The 13,197-nt window shown below is 70.2% G+C and carries 7 protein-coding genes and 2 pseudogenes; 5 read left to right on the top strand and 4 right to left on the bottom strand.

The features are described 5' to 3' along the window. The first annotated feature begins 47 nt into the window (after positions 1-47). Together QF035_RS07390 and QF035_RS07395 are read left to right on the top strand one after the other, a co-directional pair. Positions 48-1,217: a lactate 2-monooxygenase gene (locus tag QF035_RS07390; RefSeq protein ID WP_307530948.1), complete on the top strand. Its 1,170-nt coding sequence runs from the start codon at positions 48-50 to the stop codon at positions 1,215-1,217. A 71-nt stretch (positions 1,218-1,288) separates the two neighbouring features. Then, positions 1,289-1,417, top strand: a pseudogene (locus tag QF035_RS07395) (2-hydroxyacid dehydrogenase); the annotation flags it as partial. Between the two features lie 55 nt (positions 1,418-1,472). On the opposite strand, the gene QF035_RS07400 reads toward QF035_RS07395, so the two are convergent. The 3 genes from QF035_RS07400 to QF035_RS07410 all read right to left on the bottom strand — a co-directional run bounded on the left by QF035_RS07400 (position 1,473) and on the right by QF035_RS07410 (position 4,545). After that, the gene (locus QF035_RS07400) at positions 1,473-3,344 is read right to left on the bottom strand and encodes an RICIN domain-containing protein (RefSeq protein ID WP_307519098.1); all 1,872 of its coding nucleotides are present in this window, start codon (positions 3,342-3,344) and stop codon (positions 1,473-1,475) included. 574 nt (positions 3,345-3,918) lie between these two features. Further along, positions 3,919-4,296, bottom strand: a complete 378-nt coding sequence (locus tag QF035_RS07405) for a hypothetical protein (RefSeq protein WP_055617647.1) — start codon at positions 4,294-4,296, stop codon at positions 3,919-3,921. Between the two features lie 3 nt (positions 4,297-4,299). After that, entirely contained in the window at positions 4,300-4,545 is a 246-nt protein-coding gene (locus QF035_RS07410; RefSeq protein ID WP_143634966.1) for a hypothetical protein, read from the bottom strand. A 196-nt stretch (positions 4,546-4,741) separates the two neighbouring features. On the opposite strand from QF035_RS07410, the gene sigJ reads away from it, so the two are divergent. Both sigJ and qcrB read left to right on the top strand, forming a co-directional pair. Beyond that, on the top strand, positions 4,742-5,725 hold the full coding sequence (sigJ, locus tag QF035_RS07415; protein WP_307519099.1) for an RNA polymerase sigma factor SigJ: 984 nt from the start codon (positions 4,742-4,744) through the stop codon (positions 5,723-5,725). After that, positions 5,722-7,470 carry a cytochrome bc1 complex cytochrome b subunit gene (qcrB, locus tag QF035_RS07420; RefSeq protein ID WP_307519100.1) on the top strand — a complete coding sequence of 583 codons (1,749 nt, stop codon included), beginning with the start codon at positions 5,722-5,724 and terminating at the stop codon, positions 7,468-7,470. The genes sigJ and qcrB overlap by 4 nt, the downstream gene beginning before the upstream one ends. Here qcrB and QF035_RS07425 read toward each other — a convergent pair. After that, positions 7,442-10,496 (bottom strand): annotated as a pseudogene (locus QF035_RS07425) (glycoside hydrolase family 2 TIM barrel-domain containing protein). The gene qcrB and the pseudogene QF035_RS07425 sit on opposite strands and share 29 nt — an antisense overlap. A 286-nt stretch (positions 10,497-10,782) precedes the next feature. Between QF035_RS07425 and QF035_RS07430 the strand changes: the two are divergent. Continuing rightward, positions 10,783-13,188, top strand: a complete 2,406-nt coding sequence (locus tag QF035_RS07430) for a SpoIIE family protein phosphatase (RefSeq protein WP_307519101.1) — start codon at positions 10,783-10,785, stop codon at positions 13,186-13,188. Positions 13,189-13,197 lie beyond the last annotated feature (9 nt).

The following is a 13,197-nucleotide window of genomic DNA, read 5'->3' on the forward strand; positions in this document are numbered from 1 at the left end:
GGCACGGTCTCGACGGCGAGATCAAGGGCGAGAGGCGGGACGTACGGATGACGAAGCACTGGGCGGACTTCCAGTACGAGATCTATCTGAACGGCATGACGGGCGCGGTGCCCCGGCTGCCCACCGATCTGACCCGGCTGGAGGAGCTGGCGGAGCAGCGGCTCGAACCCGGTCCGGTCGGCTATGTGGCGGGCAGCGCGGGCAACGGCAGCACGGCGCGGGCCAACCGGGCCGCGCTCGAACGGCGCCGGATCGTGCCCCGCATGCTGCGCGATGTGCACGAACGCGATCTGTCCGTCGAGGTGTTGGGGCGCCCGCTGCCCGCTCCCCTCGCCCTCGCGCCGGTCGGCGTGCTGTCGATCATGCACCCGGACGCCGAGTCGGCCGCCGCCCGGGCCGCCGCGGCGCAGGGGGTGCCGTACATCCTGTCGTCCGCGTCCAGCACCCCGATGGAGCAGGTCGCCGAGGCGATGGGCGACGCGGAGCGCTGGTTCCAGCTGTACTGGGCGAAGGACCGCGAGGTCACGAAGAGCTTTCTGAACCGGGCGAAGGCGGCCGGATTCAGCACGCTGTTCGTCACGCTGGACACGCCGCTGCTCGCCTGGCGGCCGCGTGACCTCGACCAGGCGTATCTCCCGTTCCTGCACGGGATTGGCACGGCCAACTACTTCTCCGACCCGGCGTTCCAGGCGGGTCTGGCCAAGCCCGTGGACGAGGATCCGAACGCGGCTGTCATGCACTTCGTCGGGATGTTCGCCGACCCCGCGAAGACCTGGCCCGACCTGGAGTTCCTGCGCGAGAACTGGGACGGTCCCATCGTCCTCAAGGGCATCCTGCACCCGGACGACGCCCGCCGGGCCGTCACCGCCGGGATGGACGGGGTGGTCGTCTCCAACCACGGCGGCCGCCAGGTGGCCGGCTCCGTCGGCGCCGCCGACGCACTGCCCCGGGTCGTCGAGGCGGCCGGTGACCGGCTGACCGTCCTCTTCGACGGCGGGATCCGCACGGGGGACGACATCTTCAAGGCACTCGCACTGGGCGCCGAGGCGGTACTCGTCGGACGTCCGTACGCCTATGGGCTCGGCCTCGACGGCCAGGCTGGGGTGGAGCACGTCATCCGCTGTCTGCTCGCCGAACTCGACCTCACCCTCGCGCTGTCCGGTCACGCGGGCCCGGCGACCGTCAGCACCGACGACCTCGCCGAGGAGACCGTATGACCGGCGACTCCCCTGTTCCTGCCCCCGGGGCTGCTCCCGCCGCTGCCAAGAACGTCCTGGCCGTCATCCCGCCCCACGTGGTGCTCTCGCCGCACGTCGCCGGCGTCACCCGCGAGACCCTCGTTCGGATCGCGCTGGCCGCCGTCCAGAACGTCACCGGGTTCCTGGCGGGCGAACCACCCCGGGACGTCGTCTCCTAGCACCCGGCCGGAGCAGGACCTGGCCGGAACAGGATCGGGTCGCGGCAGGATCGGGTCAGAGACCGAGGTTCGAGACCGTCCGCGCCAGCAGCAGGGGCACCGGCGCGTCGGACCGCGGGGCGGAGTCGTCGACGGTTACCGCGCGGCGCTCCGTGTACGGCCCGGACACGGTGGTGGTCGGCTCCGGCTCCGCGTCCTTCTCCGCGGCAGACGGCTCCGCCTCGCACGGGGACTCGGCACAGTCGGACTCGGAGTCGCTTCCGGAGTCCGGTGTGACGGACGTCGGCTCGGTGTCCGGACGGCCGGACGACGGCGCGCCCGTTCCGGCGATCGACAGCGACTCCGGGCTGGCCGTCGTGGCGTCGGTCAGCCAGCGCTGTTCGTCCGACCTGTCGCGGATCTTCACCACGACCTCCGCGTCCGGGTCCGTGGAGGAGGGCGCGACGGCGAGCCCCTCCTGCCAGCGGGGCAGCAACTCGCCCTGGACGGTGAGGTCGTAGCGCACGTCGTCGCCCCGTTTGGCAGACGCGCCGACGCAGCGGCCCAGGACGACGACGCCCGCGTCCACATGGGAGTCCAGGCACAGCTCGGGTTCGGCGACGCTGCGCAGGAGGCCGTCCTCCTCGTACGACCACTTCTGTGTCCTGGCCGCGGAGCACGTCTCCAGTTTGGTGCCGACACCGGCCCTGGCCCTGCCGTCCTTGATGTCGAGGCAGAGGTCCGCGGCGAGGTTGCGCAGCCGGGTCTGTCCGGGAGGCGTCGGCAGGCCCGCCGAGTTGGGCGGGGACGAGGAGTTGGTGGGTGGGGTCTGTCCGTCGGCCCCCGGAACGACGCTGCTGGACGCGCCGGCCGAGGCCGAGGGATCCGCGTCGCCGTCGTCCGACGACCACAGGCTGGCGACCAGGACGGAGGCGAGCAGGGCCACCGAGACGAGGCCCGCTCCGGTGAGGAGCGCCTTCGAGTGCCGGGAGCCCGGCGAAGAGTGGCGCCCCTGCCGGGACCGCCTGGGCGAGAGCTGGGACAGCAGCCGGGGGCGGTCGCCGCCGCCCGGGCGTCTGCCGCTGCTGCGGCCCGGACGGGCACCCGAGTGGCCGCGGCTCGGCCGCGACTCCAGATAGCGGCGGGCGCCCCAGCCGAGCATCGACTCGGCGAGCAGACCGCCCAACCCGCCCTCGAAATGACTGAGTTGCTCGGCCGCGTAACGGCAGAAGCGGCACTCCAGGAGATGCTGCTGCACATCGGGGAGCAGCGCGCCCCCGCGGCGAATCGGAACGTCCAGGAGACGGTTGTAGTGGCGGCAGTCTTTGTTCGGCGCGAGTTCACGATGGGCCCGAACACAGCCCTCGCGGAATTTCTCCCGGGCCTGTTCCAGGGCGGCCGACGCGGTGTCGGTATCCATACCCAGCAGACCGGCCGGTACGGATATGGGCTCGGCCTCGACCTCGGTGTGCCACAGCACGCACTGGGCGAGTCCCGGGAGGGACTGGAAAGAACGTTCGGCGAGCTTGCGATTTTCCGGCGTCATGGACTTCGTCGCGCGCATACCGCGGCCCCCGGCGGGTTTCCGGAGATCCGGCAGCACCGCGGATATCCGGTCCTCCGCGGACCACGCCTTGATGATGTCCCGCACGGCCACCAGGAGCTGGGGGCGCAGGGCGACGGCGGACCCGGCGCGCCGCAGGCGTTCCAGCACCTGTTGGAACGCGGCGGCGGTGACCATGGAGGCGACGTTCGCCGAGGAAGCGAGGCAGATGACCGCGTAGTCGTGCGTCGGTTGCCAGTGTCGTGCGAGCAGCAGCGCCACGGAGTGGGTGAGCTCGCCCTCCGGCTGCGCTCTGAGGAGGGCGGCGAGGCTCTCGTCGGATTCCCCGGGATCGGCTCCGGAGCCCGGCGGATACGGCGGGCGAGGCGGGTGGGGGGTGTGCACTGAGCGGTTTCCTTCCAAGGCACAAGGTGGCACGCAGAAGTCGTGACCGCCGAAAAGGAGCTCCTGGTTGGTGCATACCTTTTTGGCTCGACGCACGGAAAGCGGCCGGGATGTCGACCACTCGACGTCCGTCGTCCGCGAGCCTTTTGAGCCCAACGGCACGATGAAATCCCGAGCAGCGAATCAGACCTGACCATTGGCCATGTGCGAGGAAGTTCACCCTTGCACAAAACTCTCACACCCAACAAGGCACTTGAGCTACTTCAGCAACATCCGCGCATTGAAGGAAAGTCAGCCCCACCTAGGGCAACTCACCTCGGCCGTACCACATTTCGAAATGGCAATCGTTGCCATGCGCCCCGTGTGAAGCGCGCGCCCACGCCGGCGCCTCTCGCACGCTCCCCGCACGCGACAAGGCGTAGTCCACTGGTAGCGGCCCTTCTCGGAGGCCCCGCACGGGACGGCGGCTCTCCCGCGCGAAACAGGCCGCCGACCCCGATCCTCCCGCCCTCGGTCGGCGGCCCCGAGGGCGGGTCGTCACGTCCGGGACGGCTCCCACCTGTCGCGGCGTGGCTCAGATCTGCCAGGACCGCAGACGGTCGGCCGCCGCGAAGACGTCCACCTTGCCGGAGATCAGGTCGCGGGCGAGGTCCACGAGCGCCCCGTACGGCGGATCGATCCCGACGCCGCTCACGAACATGTACGAGACCGCCGTCGCGCAGGCGAAACGGGCGTTGGCGGACGGCAGCGGCTTCAGCAGGGCGAGGGTGTGCAGCAGCGCGGCGGCGCGCCAGGCCGGGTCCGAGTCCACCCCGAGCCGGGGCGGGTCCACTCTGTGCCGGGCCACGGCGGCCACGAGCACCGAGAAGTCGTTGACGGTCGGCTGGTCGGGCAGCACCTCTTCATGGCGCTGGAGCAGCCAGGGCACGTCGATATGGATGACGGGTGCCATGAGTCAGGCGGCCCGCCCCTCGCCCCTGGTGGGTGGTTCGTCGTCGGGGAAGGCAGCGGCGAACTCGTCCGCGTGCGCGGCGAAGAACCGGCGGAAGACGTCCGCGCCTTCCTGCAGCGCTCGGTGCCGCACGATGTCGGCCGCGGCCGCCTCACGAACCAGGGCCTTCATCGACGTACCGCGCTCCTTGGCGATCTGCCGCAGATCCTCGAGCTCGCGCTCGCTGAATTCCACGTTGAGAGCAGGCATGCCCTCACGGTACCGCGCGGGTACTTACTCGTAAATACCCGCAGGTCAAGTGCTATGGCCAACGGTACCGAGCAAGTACGACGCCACGAGCCCGAAGCAGCCCACCTGAGACCTGCGTCACATTTCAGCCTCCGCCTGTCACATTCCGGACCCTCTCGGCCCTCGCATGGGTGAGCGCGCTACGGGAGGCACACGCATGTCCGAGAGTCCGGCACCGGCGACCGACGAGGCACTGACCACGGCGACCCGGTTGTTCATCGACCACCGCGAGTTGTTGTTCGCGATCGTCTACAACATGCTCGGCGGCGTCGCGGACACCGAGGACGTACTCCAGGACACCTGGCTGTCCTGGTCCGGCAGCCGCGACCGGGCGCCGGACCAGGAGATCGACAACCCGCGCGCGTACCTCGTACGCATAGCGGTGAACCACGCGCTGAAACGGCGGGCCGTGATCAGCCGCCGACGTGAGACGTACGTCGGGCCCTGGCTGCCCGAGCCGCTCGTGGCCGAGTCCGCCGAGACCCAGGTGGTGTCCGCGGACACCGCCGACCGTGTGCTGCGCGGGGAGTCCGTGTCGATGGCGATGCTCGTCGTCCTGGAGTCGCTGTCCCCGCTGGAGCGGGCGGTGTTCGTCCTGAACGAGGTGTTCGGCTACGCCCACACCGAGATCGCCGAGGTCATCGACCGCAGCCCCGCGGCCGTCCGCCAGCTCGCGCACCGCGCCCGCCGGCACGTACACGCCCGCCGTCCGCTGTACGAGGCACATCCGCGGGTGCGAAGAGAGGCGACCGAGCGGTTCGTCGAGGCCGCTCTCGGCGGAGACATCGGCGCCCTGATGGAGATCCTCGCGCCGGACGTGACGATGTGGACCGACGGCGGCGGCAAACGGCGTCCGGCGGGGCTGCGGCCGATACACGGGCGGGACAAGGCGATCCGCCTCATCGCCTCCTACGCCTCACGGGACGGCGTGCCGGCGCTGGACATCCGCTACCGGCGCGTCAACGGCGACGACGCCGCGGTGCTGTTCACGGGCGACTCCCCGTACGCGGTGATGGTCATGGACCTCACCCCGGAGGGCGACCGGGTGTCCGGCCTCTACATCGTCTCCAACCCCGAAAAGCTCACGCACGTGCACCTGGCCGAGAAGGACGAGCAGCACCAGAAGGAGGGGACAGCGTGACCACCACCGGACGACAGGCGGCAAAGGAGTCCTCCGGTCAGCGCGTCGCCGACTGGTTCGACGGCCGCCTCGGCACCCACAGCCTCGGCAAGAAGTATCTGCGCAAGGTCTTCCCGGACCACTGGTCGTTCCTGCTCGGGGAGATCTGCCTCTACAGCTTCGTCATCCTGATCCTGACCGGCGTCTATCTGACGCTGTTCTTCCATCCGTCGATGAACGAGGTGACCTACCACGGCAGTTACGTCCCGCTGAACGGCGTCCGGATGTCGGAGGCGTACGCCTCGACGCTGGACATCAGCTTCGACGTGCGGGGCGGTCTGCTGATCCGGCAGATCCACCACTGGGCGGCGCTGATCTTCATCGCCGGGATGCTCATGCACATGATGCGGCACTTCTTCACGGGCTCGTTCCGCAAGCCCCGTGAGGTCAACTGGCTGTTCGGCTGGACGTTGTTGTTCCTCGGACTCTTCGAGGGCCTCTTCGGCTACTCGCTGCCGGACGATCTGCTGTCCGGCACCGGAATGCGGTTCGTGGACGGCGCGATCCTGTCCGTGCCGATCGTCGGAACGTATCTGTCGTTCTTCCTGTTCGGCGGCGAGTTCCCCGGGCACGACATCATCGCGCGCTTCTACTCACTGCACATTCTGGTGATTCCCGGGATCATGGCGGCCCTGGTGGTCGCGCATCTGATCCTGGTCGTCTACCACAAGCACACCCAGTTCCCCGGCCCCGGGAAGACCGAACGGAACGTCGTGGGCGCGCCGTTCATGCCGGTCTACATGGCGAAGGCGGGCGGCTTCTTCTTCCTGGTGTTCGGGGTGATCGCACTCATCTCGGCGGTCGCCTCGATCAACCCGGTCTGGTCGTACGGTCCCTACCGCGCCGACCAGGTGTCCACGGGGGCCCAGCCGGACTGGTATCTGGGCTTCGCGGAGGGCCTGGTGCGCATCATGCCCGGCTGGGAGATCAACATCGCCGGACACACGCTGGTCCTCGGCGTGCTGATCCCGATCGTGGTCTTCCCGCTCCTGCTCATCTTCATCGGGGCCTATCCGTTCCTGGAGTCCTGGATCACCGGTGACAAGCGCGAGCACCATCTCCTGGACCGTCCGCGCAACCGGCCGATCCGCACGTCCATCGGCACGGCGTGGATCAGCATCTACCTCATCCTGCTCGCGGGCGGCGGCAACGACATCGTGGCCACCCGCTTCCATCTGTCGATCAACACGGTCACCTGGGCCGTCCGCATCGCGCTCTTGGTCGTCCCGGTCATCGTCTTCGTCGCGACCCGGCGCATCTGTCTGGCCCTCCAGCTCCGGGACCGGGAGCTGGTGTTGCACGGCCGCGAGACCGGCGTGATCAAACGGCTCCCGCACGGCGAGTACGTCGAACTGCACCGGCCCCTCTCCCCCGCCGAACTGCACACCCTCACCCAGCACGAGCAGCCCCGGCCGCTCGAAATCGGCCCGGCCGAGGACGCGAACGGCGTGCCGAGCCCGAACCACCGGATGCCGATGCTGCGTCTGCGGGCCCGGCTCTCGCGCGCGCTGTACGGCGAAGGCACCCAGGTGCCGAAGCCGACGGCCGAGGAGTACCGGCAGGCCCACCGGCCCAACGAGCACCTGGCCGACGAACACCCGGCCACCGAGCGCCCAGCCGTCGAACAGCGGCCGGGCGAAAGGCAGATGAGGGAGCATCAGGTGAGTGGGCGTCAGGTCAGCGAGGCGGGGCCTCCAGACGGCTGATCCGCAGGGCGCCCCGGACCTCACCCGGGTGGCGGCTCTTCATCGTGACCCGGAGCCGGGTGCCGCGTACCGCGTCGAAGGTGACCACCGTCGGCGCGTCGGACGCGGTGGCCCAGTCGACGTCGGCTCCCCGCACGGGCCGATAGCGGCGCCCGTCCCAGGCGGCGACCTCCACCGAAGCGGGCAGGGAGTGCGTGGCGTCGACGGTGAAGGAGATCTCGATCCGGTCGAAGGAGCGGGCACGGCCCCACTCGACGGACACCCAGTCCTCCTCGCGGGCGCCGTCGAAGGCGGGCAGCAGGGCCGTGGCCGCCTTGAGGAACGCGTTGGACCAACCGGTGGCCGGGTCGCCGTCGACCATCGCGGCGGGCAGGGTGTCCGGACGGCCCGAGTAACTGGCGTCCGCCAGAGGGTAGTTGGGTGCGCCCGGTCCGGGGTCGGGAGCGAATCTGCCGCCGGGGTGAGGACTTTCGGGCGGTCGTGGCGCGGTCGGTCACGGTCGCCGTCCGCAGTCCGCAGTCCCGCCGAGCGTGCCCGAAGCGTGAGACTTCCGTCCTCGGTGCCGGAGCGGACGATCGCCAGGGCCTTGCCGTGGAAGGCCGTTCGGGTGCTCGCCTGGTAGCGCTCGGCGCTCTCCTCGCGCCCGTTGTCGACGCCGGCCAGCGATTCGCCGTCGACGTCGAAGGCGATGGAGTGGTCGGCGCCGGGCACCACCACGCCACGGGCGTCGACCACCTCGGCGGTCACGAAGCACAGCGAACGGCCGTCGGCGCCAAGGGACTTGCGGTCGGAGGTGAGGCGCAGCGCGTGCGGATCCCCGGCGGTGCGCAGGACATCGGTGGCCACGGTCCTGCCGTCACGCCGGGCCACCGCCTTCAGCTCGCCCGGCGCGAACGGCACCTTCCAGGTGAGGTGGAGTTTGCCCGCGCTGCCGTTCGGACTGGTGTAACTCCCCGGCCAGGGACCGCCGGTGACGGTCTTGTCGTCGCCCGTCGCCTCGATGGTCTCCAGGTACGTACGCCCGTCGGTGGTCTTCTTCTCGTCGAACTTCCTTGTGCCGAGGGACTTTCCGCTGAGGAAGAGCTCGACCGTGTCCACGTTCGAGTACGCCCAGACGTCGACCACCTCGCCCGGGCGGTGGTCGGTCCAGTTCATCGGGAGCAGATGGACCATGGGCTTCTCGGTCCACTGGCTCTTGAAGAGGTGGTACATGTCCTTCGGGAAGCCGGCCGTGTCGACCGCGCCGAAGAAGGACGCCTTGACCGGGAAGGCGTCGTACGGCGTCGGCTCGCCGAGGTAGTCGATCCCCGACCACAGGAACTCGCCCGTGAACCACTTCCGGTCCCGGTCCTTCTTCAGCCCGTACTCGCCGCTCATCGTCCAGGAGGCGAGGTTGTTGTCGTACGAGGAGGTCGCGCGCCGGCCGGGGGTGTGGTCTCGCCCGTGTTGAGGCGCTCCGGCTCCTGGTACGCCCCACGGGTGGAGGTCTCGAACGAGGACTCCGACTCGAAGAGGAAGAGGCGCGGATAGCGGGCGTGCAGGGCGTCGACCGAGGCGGCGGTGTTGTAGTTGAGGCCGAGTCCGTCGATCTTGGCGAGGATCAGGTCGGCAGGTGATCCGACGGCGGGCAGGCTGCGGCGCCGGTGGGAGCCGATCACGATCGGGCGGGTGGTGTCCAGCGCCTTCACCCCGGCGATCAGCCGGTCCGCGATACCGAGGCCCTCCGTGGAGGTGAACTCGGAGATCTCGTTGCCGATGGACCACATGATGACGGCTGGCGAGTTGCGGGCGGCCAGGACCATCTCGGTGATGTCGGCGTCGCTGTGCGCGTCGAAGAAACGCCCGTGGTCGTACCGGTTCTTGCCGCGCTGCCAGCAGTCGAAGGCCTCCACCATCATCACGATGCCGAGCCGCTCACAGGCCGCGATCACCTCGGGGACGGGCGGGTTGTGCGAGGTGCGCAGGGCGTTGACACCCATGCTCTTCATGATCTTCAGCTGGCGTTCCACGGCGTCCGCGTTCACCGCGGCACCGAGGGCACCCAGGTCGTGAGGGAGATTGACGCCTCTGAGCTTGAGGTAACGGCCGTTCAGGGTCGGGCCGTTGTCGGCGTCGACGGTGAAGTGCCGGATGTCGAAGGGGGTTTCGTAGGTGTCGACGGTGCGGCCGTCGACTCGGACTTCGGTCTTCAGGGTGTAGAGCGCTGGTGTGTCGATGTCCCACATCCGTGGGCCTCGGACGGTGAGGTCGTGTGTGACGGTCGCGGGGTCAGCGCCGACCGTGACGGTGGACGTCCCGCGCGCCACCGTACGGCCGTCCGGGTCGACGACCGCCGATCTCACCTCGGCCCGTCTCGCTTCGCCCGACGCGTTCACGACGCTCGTCCGCGCCCGTACGAGCGCGCGGTCCTTCCCGGTCTCCGGTGTCGTCACCTGGGTGCCCCACCGCTGGACGTGCACCGGGTCGGTGACGACGAGGCGGGCTTCTCGGTGGATCCCGCTGCCCGAGTACCAGCGGCTGCTGGGGAGCCGGTTGCGGACCTCGACCGCGATGACGTTCGGGGTGCTGCCGTCCGTGTGCAGCAGATCGGTGAGATCGAGGGCGAACCCCGTGCAGCCGTACGGGTGTTGGCCGACGAGCTGCCCGTTGCAGTACACGGACGAGTCCATGTAGACGCCGTCGAACTCGACGGAGACCCGCTTGTCCGCGTACGCCTTCGGGAGGGTGAAGGCGATGCGGTACCAGCCGAGGCCGCCGGGGAAGAATCCGGTGCCGCTGGTCGCGCCGTGCTCCGTGGTGGGGCTGAGCTCGATGCTCCAGTCGTGCGGTACGGCGATCCGCCGCCACGCCGAGTCGTCGTAGTCGGGCTCGGCGGCCCGGGCGTACGCGCCGGTGGGGTCGGTGAGGCCGGCCGGATCGACGAGCGCGAAGCGCCAGCCGTCGTGGAGCGGGACGGTCCGCCCTCCGGTGGCGGGCCGGGCCCGGAAAGCGGTGTCCGTCGGAGGTGCCCGCGAGGACGTAACCATCACCCCTCCGGTAGCGCTTCCTTTCCAGCGCGTCGCATCGGCCCCTACGCGATCGGGTAGGCTGCCCACTGTGCGTAGCGAGAACCAAGCACGCACGATGCGCTGAGCGAGAACCAGGCCGGCGCACACCAATGCTTTCGGGCAACCGGGCAGGTTCCGTCCCGCCTGGTGCTGAGGGAGTAAGACCTCACAGGTCGCTGACCGGTGAGGCTTCCTGAGCCAGGAATCCCCCTGCTTCGGCTGGGGGAGGGTTCAATGTGAGTGTGCGCAATGTGGAGTGGCGTCAATGAGGAGCCACAACGAATCCTCGGACGACAGCCCGGGGTACCCGTTCGACGAGACCGCCACCGCGCGGGCCGTCATCGACGGCGACGGCATCCTCGTCGAGTGGAACGAGGGCGCCCGGCGCCTGCTCGGCCATGCCCCGGCCGAGGTCGTGGGCCTCCCCGCCGCGAACCTCCTGGCCCCGGACGCCGGAGCCCTGCTCCCCCCGTCGGCCGACCACCGCTGGAACGAGACACTCGCGCTGCGCCACCGGGACGGGCGGACCCTGAACGTATGGCTGCTCGCGCACCGGCGCAGCCCCGAGCTCGGCGACCGCAGCGACTGGCTCGTCGTCACCCCGCTGGAGAACGGCGAGCCGCGGACGGAGGCCGATTCCCTCTCCGCCATGTTCCTGGAGCAGTCACCCTGCGCCACCGCCCTCTTCGACGAACGGCTGCGGCTTCGACGGGTCAACGCGGTGATGGCCGAGTCGATAGGCCTCCCGGAGGAACGTATCCGCGGGCTGCGCATCCCCGAGATCGGCGGCAGACCGCAGAACGACGAGCTCGAGGCGTCCATGCTCCAGGTGCTCCTGACCGGGCAGCGCCAGGACGTACAGACCCTGGGCACCGGCAACACGGACGGCGCGCTGGCCTGGCTGGCGCGGATGGCGCCGCTGACCGACGCCGAGGGCCGGGTGGTCGGTGTCTGTCTGTCCGCCCACGACTTCACCGACCAGTACCTCGCCCGGGAGCGCCTCCAGATCGTGAACGAGGCGAGCATCCGCATCGGCTCCACACTCGACGTCACCCGTACGGCCCAGGAGCTGGCCGATGTCTGCGTGCCCGCGCTCGCCGACTTCGTCAGCATCGACCTCGTGGATCCGCCGGAGCACGGCGGCGAGCCGTACACCGGCCCGATCTCCGCTCCCGTGAGCCTGCGCCGGGCCGCCCACCGGTCGGTGAACCCCGGCAATCCGGAGGCCGTGGTCAAGCTGGGCCAGATCGACGTCTACCCTGCCTCCTCGCCGCAGGCCGACTCCCTGGTCGCCGGTCGGCCCATCGTGGCCTCGGACCCCATGAGGACACTGGCGGACTGGCTCGCCTGGGATCCGGCGCGCGGCGAGCGCGTCAGGGAACTCGGCATCCACACGACGATGTCCGTTCCGATCCAGGCCCGCGGTGCGACGCTGGGCGTCGCCGTCTTCACCCGGTTCCGGCGCCCCGACCCCTTCACCGCCGACGACGTTCTGCTGGCCGAGGAGGTCACGGCCAGGGCGGCCGTCTGCATCGACAACGCCCGGCGTTTCTCCCGCGAGCGCGAGACCGCGATCGCCCTGCAGCGCAGTCTGCTGCCCCGGACGCTCCCCCGGACGGCCGCCGTCGAGGCGGCCTCGCGCTATCTGCCCGCGGCCCGGGCCGGGGTCGGCGGCGACTGGTTCGACGTGATCCCGCTGTCGGGGATGCGCGTCGCCATGGTCGTCGGAGACGTCGTCGGCCACGGGGTTCAGGCCTCCGCCACGATGGGGCGGCTACGGACCGCCGTGCGCACCCTCGCCGACATCGACCTGGCACCGGACGAGCTGCTGACCCACCTCGACGACCTGGTCGTCCGGCTCTCCTCGGAGGCCGGCGAGGGAACCACGGGCGAGGTGGGAGCCACCTGTCTGTACGCCGTGTACGACCCGGTCACCCGCGTCTGCACACTCGCCCGGGCGGGCCACCCGCCACCGCTGATGCTGCGGCCGAACGGCTCGCCCGAGGAGGTCGACGTACCGCCGGGGCCTCCGCTGGGCCTGGGCGGGCTGCCGTTCGAGTCGGTCGAGCTCCGGCTGCCCGAGGGCACCGTGCTCGCCCTCTACACCGACGGTCTGATCGAGAGCCGCGACCGTGACCCGGACGAGAGCCGAGCGGTGCTGTGCCGGGCGCTCGGACGCAGCGCGGGCTCCCTCGACGAGACCTGCCACGACATCCTCCAGTCGCTGCTCCCGTCGACCGGCGCCTCCGACGACGTGGCCCTGCTGCTCGCCCGGACGAAGGGGCTGCCGACCTCGCAGGTGGCGACCTGGGACATCCCCGCCGATCCGGCCCTCGTCGCCCCGATCCGCAAGCAGGCCGTTCAGCAGCTGGAGACCTGGGACCTGAGCGAGGCGGGCTTCACGACCGAACTGGTCGTGAGCGAACTCGTCACCAACGCCATCCGGTACGGCGAGCGTCCGATCCGGCTACGGCTGATCCACGACGCCACCACGCTGATCGTCGAGGTGTCGGACTCCAGCCACACCGCGCCGCATCTGCGCCGCGCCAAGATCTTCGACGAGGGCGGCCGCGGTCTGCTCCTGGTCGCCCAGCTCACCGAGCGCTGGGGCAGCCGTCACACCACCGAGGGCAAGACGATCTGGGCGGAGCTGACACTCGGCGAGGAGTGACGCGCCCTG

It is taken from the genome of Streptomyces umbrinus, assembly GCF_030817415.1.
Taxonomy (GTDB): Bacteria; Actinomycetota; Actinomycetes; order Streptomycetales; family Streptomycetaceae; genus Streptomyces; species Streptomyces umbrinus_A.